General features: G+C 61.4%; 14 protein-coding genes. 7 read left to right on the top strand and 7 right to left on the bottom strand.

Features of this window, described 5'->3' with window-relative positions; all coding sequences use genetic code 11:
* Positions 1–48 precede the first annotated feature (48 nt).
* On the top strand, positions 49–1,014 hold the full coding sequence (locus tag AC1DXU_RS14850) for a DUF3592 domain-containing protein (protein ID WP_477369566.1): 966 nt from the start codon (positions 49–51) through the stop codon (positions 1,012–1,014).
* Positions 1,015–1,191: 177 nt separating this feature from the next.
* On the opposite strand, the gene AC1DXU_RS14845 is transcribed toward AC1DXU_RS14850, so the two are convergent.
* From AC1DXU_RS14845 to AC1DXU_RS14835, 3 genes are all read right to left on the bottom strand, one after another.
* The gene (locus tag AC1DXU_RS14845) at positions 1,192–1,731 is read right to left on the bottom strand and encodes a hypothetical protein (protein ID WP_477369564.1); all 540 of its coding nucleotides are present in this window, start codon (positions 1,729–1,731) and stop codon (positions 1,192–1,194) included.
* Positions 1,732–1,935: 204 nt separating this feature from the next.
* Positions 1,936–2,136 carry a DUF4062 domain-containing protein gene (locus tag AC1DXU_RS14840; protein ID WP_477369562.1) on the bottom strand — a complete coding sequence of 67 codons (201 nt, stop codon included), beginning with the start codon at positions 2,134–2,136 and terminating at the stop codon, positions 1,936–1,938.
* Between the two features lie 278 nt (positions 2,137–2,414).
* On the bottom strand, positions 2,415–6,233 hold the full coding sequence (locus AC1DXU_RS14835) for a vitamin B12-dependent ribonucleotide reductase (RefSeq protein WP_477369560.1): 3,819 nt from the start codon (positions 6,231–6,233) through the stop codon (positions 2,415–2,417).
* A 734-nt stretch (positions 6,234–6,967) separates the two neighbouring features.
* Between AC1DXU_RS14835 and gltX the strand changes: the two genes are divergently transcribed.
* A complete protein-coding gene (gltX, locus tag AC1DXU_RS14830; protein ID WP_477369558.1) occupies positions 6,968–8,341 on the top strand; it encodes a glutamate--tRNA ligase in 1,374 nt (457 codons plus the stop codon).
* On the opposite strand, the gene AC1DXU_RS14825 is transcribed toward gltX, so the two are convergent.
* The gene (locus tag AC1DXU_RS14825) at positions 8,259–9,479 is read right to left on the bottom strand and encodes a DUF2865 domain-containing protein (protein ID WP_477369556.1); all 1,221 of its coding nucleotides are present in this window, start codon (positions 9,477–9,479) and stop codon (positions 8,259–8,261) included. The genes gltX and AC1DXU_RS14825 overlap by 83 nt on opposite strands.
* 166 nt (positions 9,480–9,645) lie before the next feature.
* Here AC1DXU_RS14825 and AC1DXU_RS14820 point away from each other — a divergent pair, with 166 nt between their 5' ends.
* Positions 9,646–10,263 carry a DUF1287 domain-containing protein gene (locus AC1DXU_RS14820; protein WP_477369554.1) on the top strand — a complete coding sequence of 206 codons (618 nt, stop codon included), beginning with the start codon at positions 9,646–9,648 and terminating at the stop codon, positions 10,261–10,263.
* A 6-nt stretch (positions 10,264–10,269) separates the two neighbouring features.
* Here the strand turns inward: AC1DXU_RS14820 and AC1DXU_RS14815 are convergent, their stop codons facing one another.
* Together AC1DXU_RS14815 and AC1DXU_RS14810 are read right to left on the bottom strand one after the other, a co-directional pair.
* Complete coding sequence (locus AC1DXU_RS14815) at positions 10,270–12,594, bottom strand: NADP-dependent malic enzyme (protein WP_477369552.1); 2,325 nt, start codon at positions 12,592–12,594, stop codon at positions 10,270–10,272.
* Positions 12,595–12,767: 173 nt separating this feature from the next.
* Positions 12,768–13,547, bottom strand: coding sequence for an SDR family oxidoreductase (locus tag AC1DXU_RS14810; protein ID WP_477369550.1), 780 nt, complete (start codon positions 13,545–13,547; stop codon positions 12,768–12,770).
* A 119-nt stretch (positions 13,548–13,666) separates the two neighbouring features.
* Here AC1DXU_RS14810 and AC1DXU_RS14805 point away from each other — a divergent pair, with 119 nt between their 5' ends.
* Both AC1DXU_RS14805 and AC1DXU_RS14800 read left to right on the top strand, forming a co-directional pair.
* Positions 13,667–14,482: a UDP-2,3-diacylglucosamine diphosphatase gene (locus tag AC1DXU_RS14805; RefSeq protein WP_477369548.1), complete on the top strand. Its 816-nt coding sequence runs from the start codon at positions 13,667–13,669 to the stop codon at positions 14,480–14,482.
* Positions 14,483–14,609: 127 nt separating this feature from the next.
* Entirely contained in the window at positions 14,610–15,824 is a 1,215-nt protein-coding gene (locus AC1DXU_RS14800; protein WP_477369546.1) for an MFS transporter, read from the top strand.
* On the opposite strand, the gene dgcA is transcribed toward AC1DXU_RS14800, so the two are convergent.
* Entirely contained in the window at positions 15,795–16,778 is a 984-nt protein-coding gene (gene dgcA, locus AC1DXU_RS14795) for an N-acetyl-D-Glu racemase DgcA (protein WP_477369544.1), read from the bottom strand. The genes AC1DXU_RS14800 and dgcA overlap by 30 nt on opposite strands.
* Before the next feature lie 76 nt (positions 16,779–16,854).
* Between dgcA and AC1DXU_RS14790 the strand changes: the two genes are divergently transcribed.
* Together AC1DXU_RS14790 and AC1DXU_RS14785 are read left to right on the top strand one after the other, a co-directional pair.
* Complete coding sequence (locus AC1DXU_RS14790; RefSeq protein WP_477369542.1) at positions 16,855–18,042, top strand: MlaE family ABC transporter permease; 1,188 nt, start codon at positions 16,855–16,857, stop codon at positions 18,040–18,042.
* 1 nt (position 18,043) lies between these two features.
* Complete coding sequence (locus AC1DXU_RS14785) at positions 18,044–18,865, top strand: ABC transporter ATP-binding protein (protein WP_477369540.1); 822 nt, start codon at positions 18,044–18,046, stop codon at positions 18,863–18,865.
* Positions 18,866–18,879: the final 14 nt, after the last annotated feature.

Here is an 18,879-nt window from a genome sequence, read left to right as displayed (position 1 = left end):
CTTGATGTCTATTTGCAAGCTCCTGCACCCCTGGGCATCGGAGGCGAGTTGGAGATCAAGTTTCTGCTGGTCGGCTTTGCCTGCGTGGTGGCGGGCGTGTTGTCGCTCATTACCTTCGTGAAATGGCGGGAGGTGCGGGCACTCAGCCATTGGTTGCCGACGCCGGGAAAGATCATCTCGTCGCGCGTCGAGGCACGCAAGGTGAGGGTTTCGGGCGTTGGCGTGGACAGCAATGATGCCACCGAGATCCGAAATTTTCCGGCGATCACCTTCGAATACAAGGTGGGCAAAAAGACATTTCGCGGCTCGCGCTACAGCGTGAAGGAGAATCTGGGGAATTTCGAAGTCGCCGAGACGCTTGCGCAGTTTCCCACCGGCGCCGACGTGACCGTCTTCTACAATCCCGCCGATCCGAGCAAAGCCGTGATCGAGCGCACCCTGCCGGACGGCGCCTTCAAATTCATGGTCAAGCTCTCAGTCGGGCTGGTGATCGGCGCGGTGGTGCTGGTGTTTTCCGTCGGCGGCGTGCTCGATGCGATCGGGCCGCATCTGCCCAAGCCGCAGAACCTCGGTGCAGCAGTGCTGCTGCTGTTCATCGGCCTGTTCATCCTTCTCATGGGCTTCGCCCAGAAAGCGATCGCTCGGCAGGCGGCAAAATGGCCGGTCGTCACTGGGCGCATTGATGCGTCAGGCCTGGAGGCGATCCGGGCCTATGGAATCTATCGACGCTGGCGCACCGTCTTCAGGTCCCGCATCGTCTACAGCTATAGCGTCGCCGGCCAGAACTACAGCGCCGATCGCGTCACCTTCGGCGCCGGCGTGACCGCTTCGCTGCCCGGCCTCGTCAGCGGCCAGGCGCGGCGCTATGTCGAGGGCAGCAAGGTCGACGTGCACTATGACCCCGCCAACCCGGCCTCGGCGGTGCTCGAATGCCGGGTGCGCGGGCTCTGGCTGCTGTGGGTGTGTTCGGTGGCCTTTCTTGGCGCGGCGGCCTGGCTGGTTGGCCTGGTCTGAGGCGTTAGATGCCTTCAGTATCAAGCCCGGCGAAAGAACTGAATGCGCTTGCCAACCGAGATACCCAAACCATCCTGCGGCGAGAGGTTAGGTTGGGCGATCTCGCAGCCACTTACCATCGAGGGCAGTACTTGGGAGGTATTTTTTAGGATGGAGCTGTACGAGATCAACGAAAATCTAATATTCTTTTATGTCAAAACTCAATTCAAGCTTTGCTCTGCGAAATTTAGTCGTAAAGCCAATCTCATAACCATCAATCACTATTAAATTCAGCTGCTMTAAAATAAAGTAGATATCTGTCCACGACTCTCTATTTATTACAATATCCATAGCCGATGAGAAGCCAAATAACTTTTCAGTGACGGTGCTTTCGAAATAAGACTTCTGAATTTGACCGTAAACCTGCGATGTTGGAACTATCTCTATTAGGTCTCCGACGGAAATTAACTTTGACCTTACCGGTTTAACGAAATCCTCATCATCATCCGTCTTGTCGCTGTAAAGTACTTCTATATGTTTTTCATCGTATCGAATTTTGTTCGATGCTTTCTTGGCCTTTAGTGCTTCATTTTCTTTCCTAAGAGCATCAAGCTCCGTAAACATTTCCAATGACGAAACTTGGTCTCCTCGAACCCATCCGGGTGTGGGATAGCGTTTAATTGCATGGGACAGGGACAGAACAACTAAACCAGGAAGTTCATCCTTGTTCTTCCACATTTTTACTATTCGGCCCTCAGCCACCTTGTGTCTGAAGTCTCGTAGTTTTTGTTCGATTTGAGGCTCCTTCTCAGTAAGTGCTGCCGGTATGGAGCCAGGATCCGAGTGGATGAATGCACAGATGGGCTTCCCAGCTTCCAAAGCATAGTCATATTCTTTTTCAGTGTAAGATATTCCTTCCTTCGTAAGAGATCCGTACCGGCCTCAAATTATAAGTACGTAGTAATCGGAAACGTCAATAATTGTCTTGATAAAATCGAGCTGCTCTTCGTCCGCTGCCGGAAATATCTCCATGCCGGCTGGAATGCAATCCATTTCCATTAGGGATTGAATTACCTTTTGCCGTTCTGTCTTAAGATCAACGTATGTTGAGCTCAGGAAGATTTGATACCGTTTCTCGCTCATTGCCGCCCGCCACGCTATACAAGCCTAAAATATACGATACTGAATGGCGGATATCATACGCAAGATTCGCGAATTTGAAATTCGCAGATTTTAATAATTTCTCAGGGTAGAGGTGGCTCGGATTCTCGAGTCTACCCACTCAAGCGCTTTGTAGAATTTTGCTTCGGGATGTCACATCAAGATATCCTTGTGCGTTGTACCCTGTTTGTTCCCTTTGCCATTTCGGCCCGATCTTGCGACCGGGCCGATGATGTTGCGTTTTAACGCTTCAGACTTCCTCAACTGCACCCGCTCGTAGCACCGCACGTATCGCACTTCTCGCAAGTCCCGTTCCGCACCATGGTAAAGTTCTGGCACTCGGAGCAGGAATTGCCGGTGTAGCCTTGCAGCAGCGACTTGGCGCGGCGGTCGGCGGCGAGTTTTTTTGCCTCGGCCGCTTCGTTCGCGGCGGCGTCAGTGAACAGCGCCGCGGTGGCGTCTGAAGCCGGAGAAGCTGCCGCGTCGGCCGCCTCATCGAAGGCGATGTCCTCGGCCAGTTCCTTCGCCCGCTCCTCATAGTCGCGCTTGTAACCGATCGCCTGGTCGGCCTTCAGCGCCGTTGTCGTGGCTGACGACAGCGCCAGCACGTTGGAACCGGAGAAGGCGGCTGTCGGCGCCGAGCGGGCAGGGCTGCCCGCGGGAGCCGAACCGGCAAAGCCCTTCGGGTCGCTGCTGGTCGCCCGCGACACCAGCTTCACCGGCGAGGCGCCACGGGTCAGGCCCTTGGAGACGGCGTCGGTCTTGCCTTCGCTGATGCCGCGACCAAGTGCGGTGTTGGAAAAGTCCGACTGGTCGACATGGGCGAGGTCGTTGCGGCCGAGATAGGAGATGGCGAGTTCGCGGAACACGTAGTCGAGGATCGACGTCGCGCTCTTGATGGCGTCGTTGCCCTGCACCATGCCGGCCGGCTCGAATTTGGTGAAGGTGAAGGCGTGCACATATTCATCGAGCGGCACGCCGTACTGCAGGCCGAGCGAGATGGCGATGGCGAAATTGTTGAGCAGGCCACGCAGCGTGGCCCCCTCCTTGTTCATATCGATGAAGATCTCGCCGAGGCGGCCATCGTCATATTCGCCGGTGCGCAGGAAGATGGTGTTGCCACCGATCTTGGCCTTTTGCGTATAGCCCTTGCGGCGTCCCGGCAGCTTTTCCTGCTCGCGCGACACGCGCTCGATGATGCGCTCGACGATCCGCTCGGTGATCTGCGCCGCGCGCGCCGCCGCCGGGGCCTGGATCAGCTGCTCCGCCGCATCGTCCTCGTCCTCCTCGCCATCGGCGAGCAGCGAGGCGTTCAGCGGCTGCGACAGCTTCGAGCCGTCGCGATAGAGCGCGTTGGCCTTCAGCGCCAGCTTCCACGACAGCATGTAGGCGCCCTTGGCGTCTTCCACCGTCGCATCGTTGGGCATGTTGATGGTCTTGGAGATGGCGCCGGAGATGAAGGGCTGTGCCGCAGCCATCATCTGGATGTGGCTGTTGATCGACAGCGAACGCTTGCCGATCTTGCCGCAGGGGCTGGCGCAGTCGAACACCGCCAGGTGTTCGGCCTTGAGGAAGGGCGCGCCTTCCAAAGTCATCGCACCGCAGACATGGATGTTGGCGGCCTCGATCTCCTTCTTGGAGAAGCCCAGCGCCGGCAGCATCTCGAACGAGAAATCGTTGAGCTGCTCGTCGGTGAAGCCAAACGTCTCCTTCACCCAGTCGGCGCCCAGCGTCCACTGGTTGAAGACGAACTTGATGTCGAAGGCCGACTTCAGCGCCGCATTGAGCGCGGCGATCTTCTCATCGGTGAAGCCTTTGGCCTTGAGCGAGCCGGGGTTGACCGCCGGCGCCTGGTTCATGTTGCCGTGGCCGACAGCGTAAGCCTCGATCTCGGCAAGTTGGGCTTCCGAATAGCCGAGCGTGCGCAGCGCTTCCGGAACGGCGCGGTTGATGATCTTGAAGTAGCCGCCGCCGGCCAGCTTCTTGAACTTCACCAGCGCGAAGTCGGGCTCGATGCCGGTGGTGTCGCAATCCATGACCAAGCCGATCGTGCCTGTCGGCGCAATCACGGTCGCCTGCGCATTGCGGTAGCCATGCTCCTCGCCAAGCTCAATGGCGCGGTCCCAGGCAGCCTTGGCGTGCTCGACAAGCTCCTGCTGCTTGAGGTCGGAAGCGACCAGCGGCACCGGATTGACGGCGAGCTTCTCGTAGCCCTGCTTCTCGCCATAGGCGGCACGGCGATGGTTGCGCATGACGCGCAGCATGTTCTGCGCATTGCGGTCGTAGTCGGCGAAGGCGCCGAGCTCACCGGCCATCTCGGCCGAAGTGGCATAGGCGGTGCCGGTCATGATCGCGGTGAGTGCTGCGCAGATGGCGCGGCCTTCGTCGGAGTCATAGGGAATGCCCGAGGTCATCAGCAGGCCGCCAATGTTGGCGTAGCCGAGGCCGAGCGTGCGGTATTCATAGGACTGCTTGGCGATCTCCTTCGACGGGAACTGCGCCATCATCACCGAGATTTCGAGAACGATGGTCCACAGCCGCACCGTGTGCTCGTAGGCGGCGATGTCGATCGTGCCGTCGGCGTTGCGGTAGGGCAAAAGGTTGATCGAAGCGAGATTGCAGGCCGTGTCGTCGAGGAACATGTATTCCGAGCACGGGTTGGAGGCCCGGATCGCACCGGCCGAAGCGCAGGTGTGCCAGTCGTTCATCGTCGTGTTGAAATGCAGGCCCGGATCGGCGGAGGCCCAGGCGGCGTAGCCGATCTTTTCCCAGAGATCCCGTGCCTTCAGCGTCTTCAGCACCTTGCCATCCTTGCGGGCGGTCAGGTGCCAGTCGGCATCGTTCTCGACGGCGCGCAGGAAATTGTCCTTCAGCGACACCGAATTGTTGGAATTCTGGCCGGAAACGGTGAGGTAGGCATCCGAATCCCAGTCGGTGTCGTAGGTCTTGAACGACATCGAGGTGTAGCCCTGCTTGGCGAACTGGATGACGCGGTAGATGTAGTTCTCCGGCACCGCGTTCTTCTTGGCCGCCTTGATCTCGCGCTTCAGCGCGGTGTTGATCGACGGATCGAAGCAATCGTCGTCATGGCCTTCGCAATTGATGCAGGCCTTCATGATCGCTTCGAGATGCTTCTTGACGATCTTCGAGCCGGTGACCAGCGACGCCACCTTCTGCTCTTCATTGACCTTCCAGTCGATGAATTCCTCGATGTCGGGGTGGTCGGCGTCGACAATGACCATTTTCGCCGCGCGGCGCGTCGTGCCGCCCGACTTGATGGCGCCCGCCGCGCGGTCGCCGATCTTGAGGAAGCTCATCAGGCCGGACGAGCGGCCACCGCCGGACAGCTTTTCGCCTTCGCCGCGCAGCATGGAGAAGTTGGAACCGGTGCCGGAGCCATATTTGAACAGGCGCGCTTCACGCACCCACAGGTCCATGATGCCGCCTTCGTTGACGAGATCGTCCTGCACGCCCTGGATGAAGCAGGCATGCGGCTGCGGATGCTCGTAGGACGACTTCGACTTGGTCAGCTTGCCGGTGAACGGGTCGACATAGAAATGGCCCTGGCTCGGGCCGTCAATGCCATAGGCCCAGTGCAGGCCGGTGTTGAACCATTGCGGCGAGTTCGGCGCGACGCGCTGCGTGGCCAGCATATAGGCGAGCTCGTCGCGGAAGGTGAGCGCATCGTCTTCCGACTTGAAGTAGCCGCCCTTATAGCCCCAATAAGTCCAGGTGCCGGCAAGGCGGTCGAAAACCTGACGGGCGTCGATCTCGGAGCCGTAGCGCTCGGCCTCCGGCAGTTTCGCCAGTTCGGCCTCATCGGCAACGGAGCGCCACAGGAAGGAGGGGACGTCGTTCTCCTCGACCTTCTTCAGCCGTGCGGGAACGCCGGCCTTGCGGAAATACTTCTGCGCCAGGATGTCGGCGGCAACCTGCGAGAACTGAGCCGGCACATCGATATTGTCCAAGCGGAACACCACCGAGCCATCCGGATTCTTGATCTCCGAAAGCGCCTTGCGGAATTCGATCTCCGCGTAAGCCGATTGCCCTTGCTTGGTGAAACGCCGCTCGATGCGCATTTGTCCGATCCCTTTTGTCTATATATAGCGCTTTCCCAAGGGGATTTCTTCCCCCAATAGCGAAACGCGCAGTCCGCCGTTTGCCGGCATTGCAAGCAACGCCGGCACTCTCCTCGTCGCAAGTGCCAGCATGCAGACAGCAATACGCTCTACCAAGCGTTCGCCCGAGCTGCAGACCGACCCTCGCGGGTCCTCAACTGAAAACTTTGATCGATTCCCTCGCTCGAGGGAGGTTCACACTATCTAGCGTCGAGACTGCCTGCAAACACTAAATATAGTGTTAACAGATGATTTTTTCCAGTCCGACAATTGTCCCTTTCGTCACCCAAGCCCCCACGATCCCAACGCTTCCGCCAGCCTCGTAAACAGGCGGAAATCTGGGCAAAAACGCACAAAATCCGGGAAAAATGACCGGGCTAGAAACTCACCGGTCGCGCCCTCAACAAGAGCACATGGCGTATAAAAGGCGACTCGGTTTGCGTCGTCAAGGATTCGTTTGCGTAGCTTTTGTGACCCCAACATCTTGTGTGTCACATATGTGGATAACGGGGATAGATTGACGTTTTGAGAATCCCCGGTTTTGCCGGCGTGCCGTCGCCGATGGGCGGTCTATCCGGGCCACACCGGGCAGCTTTGGCCCACAGCCTTTTCATTTCGGCTGGCATGTTCTATGTCTGGCGCCTCGCGCGGGGGCGAGTCTTGTCAACCATAAAAGCATCCGTTACGCCCCGCTCATGACAGTTACCGTCCGTTTCGCCCCTTCACCGACTGGCCGCATTCATATCGGCAATGCGCGCACCGCTCTGTTCAACTGGCTGTTTGCCATGAACAACAAGGGCCGCTTCATCCAGCGCTTCGATGACACCGATAGTGCCCGCTCAAGGCAGGAATTTGCCGACGCCATTCTCTATGATCTGCACTGGCTGGGGATTTTCCCTGACGCCACCGAATACCAGTCGCGGCGCGTCGAGGTTTACGATGCGGCGGTCGAGCGGCTGAAGGCGGCGCGCGTCCTCTATGCCTGCTATGAGACGCCCGAAGAGCTCGATCTCCGCCGCAAGGTGCGCCGTACGCGCGGCCTGCCGCCGGTGTATGGCCGCGAGGCGCTGACGCTGACGCCAAGCCAGGTCGCCGAATACCGCGCCGATGGCCGCCGGCCGCACTGGCGTTTTCTGCTGCCCAATTTCACCGGGGATCCGCTGCAGCCGGAACGCACCGAAATCCACTGGAACGATCTGGTGCGCGGCGAAGAAACCGTCGACCTTGCCTCGCTTTCCGATCCCGTCCTGCTGCGCGAGGACGGCACCTATCTCTACACGCTGCCATCGGTGGTCGACGACATTGAGATGGGCGTCAGCCATGTCATCCGCGGCGATGATCACGTCACGAACACCGGCGTGCAGATCGCCTTGTTCAAGGCGCTGGGTGCCGAGCCGCCGATCTTCGGCCACCACAATCTGCTGACCACGGCATCGGGCGAGGGGCTGTCGAAGCGCACCGGCGCGCTGTCGATCGAGAGCCTGCGCGAGGATGGCATCGAGCCGATGGCGGTGGCGTCGCTGGCCGTGCTTGTCGGCACCTCGGAAAATGTCGTGGCGATGCATGACATGCGCGAGCTTGCCGAACGCTTCGATCCGGCCGCGACGTCAAAATCCGCCGCCAAATTCGATCCGGACGAGCTTTTCGTGCTCAACCGCGCACTGCTGCACAAAATGCCGTTCTCCGAGGCGCGCGACCGCCTGATTGTGCTCGGCATTTCCGGCGACAAGGCTGAAGCCTTCTGGCTGGCGGTGCGCGGCAATCTCGACACGTTGGCCGACGCAGTAGACTGGTGGCGCATCCTCGACGAGGGGCCGCGGGAGCCGCCGGAGTTTTCCGATGACGATCGCGCGTTTCTGGAGCAGGCGTTCGAATTGCTGCCTGAGGAACCGTGGAACGGCACGGTCTGGAAGGACTGGACCGGCAAAGTCAGGGAAGCGACGGGCCGCAAGGGCAAGGCGCTGTTCATGCCGCTCAGGCTGGCGCTTACGGGACTGCCTTCCGGGCCGGAGCTTGCAGATCTATTGCCGCTCCTGGGTCGGGAAGGAACGCTGGCCCGACGACCCTGACCTTGCGCTGATCCGGCGGCAGGGCCGACACCGGCGACGTCACAGGTTTCGCCGAAAGACGCTTGATCGCGTCGCGGTCGAGCCCGCCTTCCATATTGGCCAGCGTCTCAGGATCGGCGCCCGGATCAGGCTTGGCGACCGGCACCGGAACGAACGGCGTGGTCTCCGTATTGGCCTGCGACGGATCCGGCGGATTGCCGCCAATGATCTCGAAATTCTGCGCCGCATTGCAGCCGCAGGTCGGCGGGCGCGGTATGTTGGTCTGCTTGTATAGATAGGCCCTAGGCAACTCGCTATACGGTCTTCCGGTCACCGACGATGTCATGTTGGCCGAATCGTCATCCATGCCGCGTGAGTAGAAAACCTGCATTTCGGTGCCGGGGCAGGCCGATTCGCAGTTCTTCTGGTCACGTTCGAAGTCGCTCAAAGAGGCTGCGTTCGACATCGGGAAGAAATAGCCGTCGCAGGTGCGTACGCAGCTCGTGTGGAACTCGCCGCCGACGCTCGGGAAATCCGGGACGCCGGGTTGGTTGAGCACCCGGCGGATGTTGCGCTCCTCGCCGGGATCGTCGGGCTGGTCGAGCGTGTCGGCTGAATCGAGTTGGTGGCTGCCGCCACCGAACAGCTGCTCGAACAGATTGCCGTTGCTCCCACCATTTCCGATGCCATTGTCGCGGTTCGCTTCCTGTATGGGTGCGCGCCGCGGGGCGACGGTGTCGTCGCGGCAGTCATTGGCATCGAGCGCGGCCAGGATGCGGCTGCGATCGCGCCGCGAACCGCCGCCGGCGAGCCGTACGCGCTTGGCCTGCAAGGCGTCGAGATTGGCATTCATGCGCTCGATCGTGCTGTTGAGCGCAGCGCACTGGTTGACGTTGCGGCTGAACAGCGAAAAGCCGCAATTGGCATCGCTCGCCCGGCCGCGGACCTTTGCAAGCTGTTCGCGCTGCCGATCGATGGCATCATCGTATCGTCGCAGTATCGCCGTGCCGCCGCCGCCATTTGAAGCGGCCGCAAGCTCGGCTTCCAATTGCCGGCAAACGCGCGAGGCCGCCTGCGGCTCGGTGACAGCGACGACAGACAAAGCCAGCGCGCCGAGCAGCGCAGCAAGGTGTGCCAGCTTCCACCCTCCGCCCGTCATATGCCCAGAACTCCGCTTGCTTGCCCGTCGCGATGCTACCGGATTCGCGGTTAACCGTTCCCTCAATCTACAACCAAAGATGGTTTTAGCCCATTCCAGCGCTGCATGAAAAAGGCGCATTCGCCCGGAAAAACTGGCTGGATCCAGTAGAGGTCGGAGGCTTGGCGTGAGCGCGATTACCCGTCGAACCGCACTGCAGTTCGGTCTCGTGTGCCTGGCGATACCTGCCATGGCGCAGCAGAAGCCCGACGCGCCGGATTGGCGCACCCGACTGGTTGATGCCGCCCGGGAACAGATCGGCGTCACCACCCTCTACGATCCGACCTATGTCCGGCTGGGCTATCCCGGTGGCGATGTCGCGCCGGAGCGGGGCGTCTGCACAGATGTTATCGTTCGCGCCTATCGCCGCGCCTTCGGGCTCGATCTGCAAAGACTGGTGCATGAGGATATGGCGGCCAATTTCGCCGCCTATCCGAAGACTTGGGGCCTGAAAGCGACCGACCGCAACATAGATCATCGCCGGGTTGGGAACCTCGCCGCCTTTTTCAGCCGGCGAGGTGTTTCCCTGGCGGTCAGCCAGAATCCCGCCGACTTCCAGCCGGGCGATCTGGTCACCCAGATGCTGCCAGGCAATCTGCCGCACATCGCCATCGTCTCGTCAGGTCGTTCAACGGACGTGCCGGAAAGGCCGCTGGTCATCCATAATATCGGCGCTGGCGCCCGCGAAGAGGACACCTTGTTCGTCTTCAGACAAACCGGGCGTTACCGCTTCGCGCCTGGCTGAGGAAACTCAGCCCAGATCGACCACCGCTTGCGCCTTATGGGCGGCTTCGACCACCGCCAGCGCCGTCATGTTGACGACGCCGCGCGAGGTCACCGACGGCGTCAGAATGTGGGCCGGCTTGTCGGTGCCGAGCAGGATCGGGCCGACATGCAGCGCGTCCATCATCGTGCGCAATGCGGTGAGCGTGATGTTGGCGGAATCGAGATTGGGGAAGACCAGCAGATTGGCTTCGCCCTTCAGCCGCGAATGCGGATAGACGCGCTGGCGCAAATGTTCCGACAGGGCCGAATCGGCATGCATCTCGCCGTCTGACTGCAGGTCGGGCGCAATCCGCGCCAGAATCGCCGCCGCCTGGCGCATCTTCAAGGCGCTCGGTGAATCGCGCGAGCCGAAATCCGAATGCGACAGCAGGGCCGCCTTGGGCTCGATGCCGAAGCGCTGGATTTCCTCCGCCGCCAGCACCGTCATCTCGGCGATTTCTTCCGCGGTCGGGTCGACGGAGACATGGGTGTCGGTGAGGAAAATGATGCCACGCTGCGAGATCAGCATGGAAAGCGTCGACAGGTCGCGGTCCTTGACGCCCGCGCGTGGGCCTATGACGAGCGTCACATTGCGCAAATGCCGCTCGAAACGCCCTTCGAGGCCGCAGATCATGGCGTCGGCGTCGCCGCGTTTCAGCGCCAGTGCTGCGATCACCGTGTTGTCGGTGCGCACCATGGTGCGCGCAGCTTCCGTCGTCACGCCGCGCCGCCCGGCGAGTTCGATCAAAAGGTCGACATAGTGGCGATAGCGCGGATCGTCTTCCGGGTTGATCAGGCCGAAATCGACGCCCGGCCTGATACGCAGCCCGTAGCGTTTCAGCCTGACTTCGATGACATGCGGGCGGCCGATCAGGATCGGCTCGGCGATACCTTCCTCCAGCACCACCTGGGCGGCGCGCAGCACGCGCTCGTCCTCGCCGTCGGCATAGATGACGCGCTTGGCGCTCGACGCCTTGGCCGACGAGAACACCGGCTTCATCACCAGGCCGGAACGGAAGACGAAGCGGTTCAGCTTGTCGATATAGGCGGCAAAGTCGGTGATCGGCCGTGTGGCGACGCCGGTCTCGCACGCAGCCTTGGCGACCGCAGGCGCAATGCGCAGGATCAGCCTGGGATCGAAGGGCGAGGGGATCAGGAATTCAGGGCCGAAGATCGGCGTCTCGCCGGAATAGGCACGGGCGGCGACGTCCGACGGTTCTTCGCGGGCAAGAGCTGCGATCGCCCGCACCGCCGCCATCTTCATCTCTTCATTGATGGCCTTGGCGCCGCAGTCCAGCGCGCCGCGAAAGATGTAAGGAAAACAAAGGACGTTGTTGACCTGATTGGGAAAATCGGAACGCCCGGTGCAGATCATCGCGTCGGGGCGTGCCGCGCGCGCCGCTTCCGGCATGATCTCGGGATTGGGATTGGCGAGCGCCAGGATCAGCGGTTTTGGCGCCATGTGCTGCAGCAGTTCCGGCTTCAGCACGCCGGCGGCGGAAAGGCCGAGGAACACATCGGCGCCCGGGATGACATCGGCCAGCGTGCGCGCCTCGGTGTCCTTCACATAAGGGTCTTTCCAGCGGTCCATCTCGTCGATGCGGCCCTTGTAGGCGACACCGAAACGGTCGGTGACCCAGATGTTTTCAACCTTGGCACCGAGCGAGACCAGCAGATTGAGGCAGGCAAGTGCGGCGGCCCCGGCGCCTGAGGTGACGATCTTGATATCCGAAATGGCCTTGCCGGCGAATTCCAACCCGTTGAGCACTGCGGCGGCAACGATGATGGCGGTGCCGTGCTGGTCGTCGTGGAAGACGGGAATGCCCATGCGGGCCTTCAACTGCTCCTCAACCTCAAAACATTCGGGTGCCTTGATGTCCTCGAGATTGATGCCGCCAAAGGTCGGCTCCAGCGCCGAGATCGTCTCGACCATGCGCTCGATCCCCGGCGCGTCGATCTCGATGTCGAACACGTCGATGCCGGCGAATTTCTTGAACAGCACCGCCTTGCCTTCCATCACCGGCTTGGAAGCGAGTGGGCCGATATTGCCGAGACCGAGCACCGCCGAACCGTTGGTGACGACGCCGACCAGATTGGCCCGCGCCGTGTAGTCGGCGGCAGTTGCCGGATTGTCGCGGATTTCGAGGCAAGGAGCGGCGACGCCCGGCGAATAGGCAAGCGCCAGGTCGCGCTGGTTGCCGAGCGGCTTGGTCGCCTGTATCTCAAGCTTCCCCGGCGTCGGGTATTTGTGAAAGTAGAGCGCGGCTTCGTCGAGGTCCGACCGTGCCGTCTTCTTGCTTTCGCCTTCCATGCCGGCCTCCCTGCAATCCTGCTTTGAAGCCTTTTAGCATGCGGCAGCGATTTTTCGCGACGCCAAATGACGCATTCGCCGAATAGGCCGGCGAAGCGTCAAAAATCAAGTCATCTCAGAGGCTTGTGCTGAAATCCTGTTGAAGCGATCAGGTCGCGCTCCGCGCCGCGCGATCAGAACGCGCTGACATAGAGGCCACCATCCACCGGTATGTTCTGACCGGTGAGATAGCCGGCATGGACCGAGCACAGGAAGGCGCAGATCTGGCCGAATTCCTCCGGCGTGCCGAGCCGCTTGGCCGGAACGTCGGCGCTGATGCGGATCTTGCGCGCGGCCGCCGCCGCCGGATCTTCCACGGTGCCGGCTTCATGCGGGCCGCGCAGCCGGTCGGTGTCGAGCTTGCCCGGCAGCATGCTGTTGATGGTCACGTTGCGGTCGACCACCGTGCGCGCAACGCCGGCCAGGAACGAGGTCAGTCCGGCGCGTGCGCCGGACGACAGATCAAGGCCGGGGATCGGGACATAGACCGACAGCGAGGTGATGTTGACGATGCGGCCAAAACCGCGCGCCGCCATGCCATCGATCACGGCTTGCACCAGCTCGATCGGGGTCACCATGTTCTGCGTCACGCCTTCGAGGATCTTTGCGCGGTCGAGCTCGCGGAAATCGCGCAATGGCGGACCGCCATTGTTGTTGACCAGGATATCGGGGTCGGGGCAGGCGGCAAGCAGCGCCTTCTGCACCTCCGGCTTCGAAACGTCGCCGACGATTTCCGTCACCTTGACGCCGAATCTTTCGCGCAGTTCTGCGGCGGTCCTGGCCAGCAACTCGGCATTGCGCCCGTTGACGACCAGGTCGCAGCCGGCCTCGGCCAGCGCCATGGCGCAACCGCGCCCCAGGCCTTTGCTCGAAGCGCAGACAATGGCCTTCTTGCCGCGAATGCCGAGATCCATGACGAAATCCTCCAATTGATCGGCGGCAAGCTAGTCCTTTGGCTGGACCAATCGCAACCGTCATACGGTTGTTGCATGAATCGGGGCATAGCCTGCGCGAAAGCAACGGTGACAATCTGATGTCTGGCGAAGAGCCCCGCACTTTCCGCAGCATGTTCATCTCCGATATCCATCTCGGATCGAAGGCGGCCAAGGCCGAGTTCCTGATCGATTTCCTGCGTCACCACGACGCCGATATCATCTATCTCGTCGGCGATATCGTCGACGGCTGGCGCTTGCGCAGAAGCTGGCACTGGCCGCAAAGCCACAATGACGTTGTCCAGAAACTGCTGCGCAAGGCGCGCAAGGGCGCCAGCATCACCTACATCGCCGGCAATCACGACGAGTTCGCCCGCCAGTTCCAGGGCGTGCATTTCGGCGGCATAGTCGTCGCCGATCGCGCCATCCACGAAACCGCCGATGGCAGGCGCCTGCTGGTCATCCATGGCGACCAGTTCGACACCGTCGTCCACAATGCGCGCTGGCTCGCCTATCTCGGCGACTACGCCTATGACGCGGCCATGCTGATCAACCGGGTGGTAACGCGGCTTCGCCAGTTGCTCGGCCTGCCTTACTGGTCGTTTTCGTCCTGGGCCAAGGTCAACGTCAAGAAGGCGGTGAACTTCATCGGCTCGTTCCAGACCATGCTGACCGAGGAAGCGCGCCGCTCGCATGTCGACGGCGTCATTTGCGGCCATATCCATCACGCCGCGATCGAAACCTACGAGGACGTGCAATACATCAACACCGGCGACTGGGTGGAAAGCTGCACGGCCGTGGTCGAGCATTTTGACGGCCACATGGAGATCATCCACTGGGCGCAGGTCCTGCCTGAAGCTCCGGATGAACCATTCATCCCGATGCTCATCGAGGACAGGGTGGTCGAGGCCGCCTGACGCGAAACACGCTGCGGATTGCGCGACCAATCGGTTGGTCCAGCCGGTTTCGTCCCGATTTTCTCCATGTTAAGGGGTCTGTACGTTGCTGGCCGGCCGGTCGAATGCGGCGTAATTGGATCGATTCATGTCCCTGCCGCCGCTCTCGCCCGAACAGCTCGTAAAACCGCGCCATTTCGAACTGCGCATGAGCCTGATCTTCGCGACACTTTTCCTGTCGCCGGGGACGCATCTGCCCTATTTCCCACTTTGGCTGCAGGCGCAGGGTTTTCATGCCCAGCAGATCGCCATCATTCTCGCAGCACCGATGTTTCTGCGCGTGGTGACGACGCCGTTGCTGACAGCGCTCGCCGACAGGGCCAGGGACCGCGCCAATGTCTATGTCGCGCTGGTGCTTGCGTCGCTGGTACTTTCCGCCGGCTATTTCCTGCCCGCCACCTACGCGATGGTGCTCGCCGTGTCGCTGGCGCTGACCATCGTCTGGACGCCGCATTCGCCGATCGCCGATTCGCTGGCGCTGTCGGGCGTGCGCCGCTTCGGCTCGAACTACACCTCGATGCGCAAATGGGGATCGATCTCCTATCTGTGCGCCAACGTTGCCGGCGGCTTCATCCTGGCGGCAACCGGGCCGCAAGCCGTTCCGGTGATCATCTTCTTGGCGTTCAGTGCTCAACTTGGCGCCGGCCTGCTGGCGCCGCGCCTTGGCCGACCCCGCCGCGCGTCGCCGCTTTCGGCCACCGACATCCAGCAATCCGCGCCAAAGCTGCTCAACCCGTATTTCCTGTATTTCTCCATCGGCGTCGGCGTCATCACCGCCAGCCATGCGTTTCTCTACGGCTTCGTGTCGATCTACTGGAAATCGATCGGCATCAGCGATTCGGTCGTTGGACTGCTGTGGGCTTGGGGGGTCGTGTCCGAGGTCTGCATGTTCGTGATCTTCACCCGCGTTTTCGGGTCGTTCTCGGTGGTCTCGATCATGGCCATCGCCGGCATCGGCTCGGTCGTGCGCTGGATCGCCTTTCCGCTGATCTGGCCGCTCGGCCTGGGCATTCCAGGGTTTTTCGGCGTTCAGACCCTGCACGCGGTTTCGGTGGCGATGGTGTTGATCGGCCTGCAGAAGATGATCGGCGAGACGGTCTCCGAAGAGCGCACAGGAGCCGCGCAAGGCATCGCCTATTTCTCCAACGGCTTCTTCATGGCCGTGGCGACGCTGGCGTCGGGGCCGCTCTATGACCGCTTCGGCGTCGACGGTTTCTTTGCCATGATCCCGATCGCCCTGATTGGACTGGCGCTGATCGGCTTTGCCGCGCGCTCAGCCCCACAGCGCCGTATCGGGCGGTGACACCATCGATCCCCGGTAGACGAGGCCGGGAGCGCGGTCGCGGGCAAGCAGCAGCGGCCCGTCGAGATCGACGAACTCGGCATCCTGCGCCAGCAGCACCGCCGGTGCCATCGCCAGCGATGTCCCGACCATGCAGCCGACCATCACACCAAAACCCAGTTCACGGGCGCGGTCGCGCAGCATGAGTGCGGCGGTCAGCCCGCCCGATTTGTCGAGCTTGATGTTGACGGCATCGTAAAGGCCGACAAGCGAGCCAAGGTTTTCTGCCTCAGGCACGCTTTCATCGGCACAGATCGGCACCGGATGCGCGATGTGGCGCAAGATGCCGTCACGGCCGGCCGGCAGCGGCTGTTCGATCAGCGCGATGCCCAGTTCGGCGGCAAAAGCGAGATTTGCGATGATATTGTCGTCGGTCCAGCCCTCATTGGCGTCGAGGATGATGCGGCTGGCCGGTGCTGCGTTCCGGACCGCGCGGATGCGGGCCGTATCGTTGTCGCCGCCGATCTTGACCTTGAGCAGCGGCCGCGCCGCGTTGGCGCGGGCCTGCGCCGCCATCGCTTCTGGTTCACCCAGCGACAGCGTGTAGGCGGTTTCGAGTGCGCGTGGCGCGGCGGTGCAGATTTGCGCGGCCACCGGCTTGCCGCTCATCTTCGCCTCCAGGTCCCATAGCGCGCAGTCTATGGCGTTGCGGGCCGCACCCGCGGGCATCGCGCTCAGCAGGGCGGTGCGGCTGATCCCGTCCGCAATCGGCTTGCGCATGGCCTCGATCGCGTCGTGCACGCCCTCCATGCTTTCGCCATAGCGTTTGTAGGGAACGCATTCGCCTCGTCCGCTATGGGCGCCGTCGCCGATCGTGCAGGTGATGACTTCTGCCTCAGTCTTGGAACCGCGTGAGATGGTGAAGGTCCCGGCGATGGGAAAACGCTCGGCCTCAACCGAAATGACACGCGCCATATTTTTCTGCTCCGGCTGTGCGACAAGCGTCGTCGGCAAATCGACAGGTCAGACCCGTCAGGCTAAACAGGACGCCATGTTGACCATCGGCAAACGCGACGCAAGCGGCACGGCCGCCAAGGAGGCTGACCGCGAGCCGCGTGTTGCGGTTGGCGAAGAGGGCAACATTCTCGGCTGCGCCTTCTCCGGCATCTGGACGACACGCACTGTTGCGCTGGTCGACGCTGAAATGCGCAAAATCGAGAAACGGAACAATTTCAAAATCTTGGCGCTCGATCTTTCCAAGATCGAGAAGATCGATACCGCCGGCGCTTGGCTCATCGACCGCTTGGTCAGCACCTTCGAAAAGAAGGGCGTCGAGGTCAAGATGCAGGGGCAAAGCGAGATCGCCTCGATCCTGCTCGGTGCCGTCGGCGAAGCTGTCCGGCGCGAGCCCGAATCGAGCCGCGTTCGGCCGCCCAACATCGTCATTCGCGGGCTGGAGGCGGTCGGGCGCCGCGTCTATGAGATGCGCGACGATTTCCTCGCCTCGATGAACATCCTCGGCGCCACCATCGGCGGCGCGCAGATGAAGCTCGGCCGCGGCCATGCCATCAACCCGGCTGCGATCTTCAACCAGATCGATCGCATGGGTGTCGGCGCCATTCCGGTGGTTGTGCTGATGTCGGCGATCGTCGGCGCGATCGTTGCCCAGCAAGGCGCCTACCAGCTCAACTATTTCGGCGCCAATATCTTCGTCGTCGACCTGGTCGGCGTGCTGATCCTGCGCGAGCTCGGCGTGCTGATGACCGCCATCATGATCGCCGGCCGCTCCGGCAGCGCCATCACGGCCGAGATCGGCTCGATGAAGATGCGCGAGGAGGTCGACGCGCTGAAGGTCATCGGCCTCAACCCGATCGGCGTGCTGGTCTTTCCGCGTCTGGTGGCGCTGGTGATCGCGCTGCCTTGCCTGACCATCGTCGCCAATTTCGCCGCCCTTGGTGGCGGCATCCTCGCCGCCTGGCTTTATTCAGGCATTGCGCCGTCCGCTTTCATCGACCGTCTGCGCGGCGCGATCGACCTCAGCACCATCTTCGCCGGCCTGATCAAGGCGCCGTTCATGGCCATGATCATCGGGACCATTGCTTCCGTGGAAGGCATGAAAGTCGGCGGTAGTGCCGAATCGCTGGGATTGCACGTCACCGCCTCGGTGGTGAAGTCGATCTTCGTCGTCATCATCCTCGATGGGCTTTTCGCCATCTTCTACGCGGCGATCGAGTTCTGACATGCTGCTGAAAAAGAGGAAAAGGGCGAGTGCAGTGGTGGACGATGCCGGAGAGGGCGACATCGTGCTTTCCGCGCACGACGTCACCGTGGCCTTTGGCGACAAAATCATTCTCGACAAGCTTTCGCTCGATATCAGGCGCGGCGAGATTCTCGGCTTCGTCGGTGCCTCGGGGGCCGGCAAGTCCGTTCTGTTGCGCACCATCCTCGGCCTGACTAGCAAACAGTCGGGAACGATCAAGCTGTTTGGCACCGATGTCGAAAAAATGAGCGACTTGGAGCGCCTGCGCATCGACATGCGCCTTGGCGTGCTTTTCCAGCATGGCGCGCTGTTTTCGGCCCTGACCGTGCAAGAAAACGTGCAGGTGCCCATGCGCGAATATCTCGATTTACCGAAAAAGCTGATGGACGAGCTGGCCTTGCTCAAGATCGAGCTGGTCGGGCTGCCGCCGGATGCGGCGCAGAAATTCCCCTCCGAACTCTCCGGCGGCATGATCAAGCGTGCCGCCCTGGCGCGCGCCCTGGCACTCGATCCGGACATCGTCTTCCTCGACGAGCCGACATCCGGCCTTGACCCGATCAGCGCGTCCGAGTTCGACGAACTGGTGGTCAAGCTGCGCGACACGATGGATTTGACCGTCTACATGGTCACGCACGATCTCGACACGCTGTTCACCGCTTGCGACCACGTGGCGGTGCTCGGCAACAAGAAAGTGCTGGTCGAAGGCACGATAGACGACATGCTGAAAAGCGAGGAACCGTGGGTAAAATCCTATTTCCGCGGAAAACGCGCCCGGCAACTTGATCTTGCGGCGCGCGCATAGCCATAAGTGAAGCA

Source organism: Mesorhizobium sp. P3_A10 (assembly GCF_056403175.1).
This window is presented reverse-complemented; position numbering and strand designations above follow the sequence as displayed.

What these genes read in the sequence shown, in the direction of transcription:
- AC1DXU_RS14800 (WP_477369546.1), top strand. Translation starts at nt 14,610, where the DNA reads ATGTCCCTGCCGCCGCTCTCGCCCGAACAGCTCGTAAAACCGCGCCAT.
- AC1DXU_RS14810 (WP_477369550.1), bottom strand. Translation starts at nt 13,547, where the DNA reads ATGGATCTCGGCATTCGCGGCAAGAAGGCCATTGTCTGCGCTTCGAGC.
- AC1DXU_RS14815 (WP_477369552.1), bottom strand. Translation starts at nt 12,594, where the DNA reads ATGGAAGGCGAAAGCAAGAAGACGGCACGGTCGGACCTCGACGAAGCC.
- AC1DXU_RS14785 (WP_477369540.1), top strand. Translation starts at nt 18,044, where the DNA reads ATGCTGCTGAAAAAGAGGAAAAGGGCGAGTGCAGTGGTGGACGATGCC.
- AC1DXU_RS14790 (WP_477369542.1), top strand. Translation starts at nt 16,855, where the DNA reads ATGTTGACCATCGGCAAACGCGACGCAAGCGGCACGGCCGCCAAGGAG.
- AC1DXU_RS14825 (WP_477369556.1), bottom strand. Translation starts at nt 9,479, where the DNA reads ATGACGGGCGGAGGGTGGAAGCTGGCACACCTTGCTGCGCTGCTCGGC.
- AC1DXU_RS14835 (WP_477369560.1), bottom strand. Translation starts at nt 6,233, where the DNA reads ATGCGCATCGAGCGGCGTTTCACCAAGCAAGGGCAATCGGCTTACGCG.
- AC1DXU_RS14805 (WP_477369548.1), top strand. Translation starts at nt 13,667, where the DNA reads ATGTCTGGCGAAGAGCCCCGCACTTTCCGCAGCATGTTCATCTCCGAT.
- dgcA (WP_477369544.1), bottom strand. Translation starts at nt 16,778, where the DNA reads ATGGCGCGTGTCATTTCGGTTGAGGCCGAGCGTTTTCCCATCGCCGGG.
- AC1DXU_RS14840 (WP_477369562.1), bottom strand. Translation starts at nt 2,136, where the DNA reads ATGAGCGAGAAACGGTATCAAATCTTCCTGAGCTCAACATACGTTGAT.
- gltX (WP_477369558.1), top strand. Translation starts at nt 6,968, where the DNA reads ATGACAGTTACCGTCCGTTTCGCCCCTTCACCGACTGGCCGCATTCAT.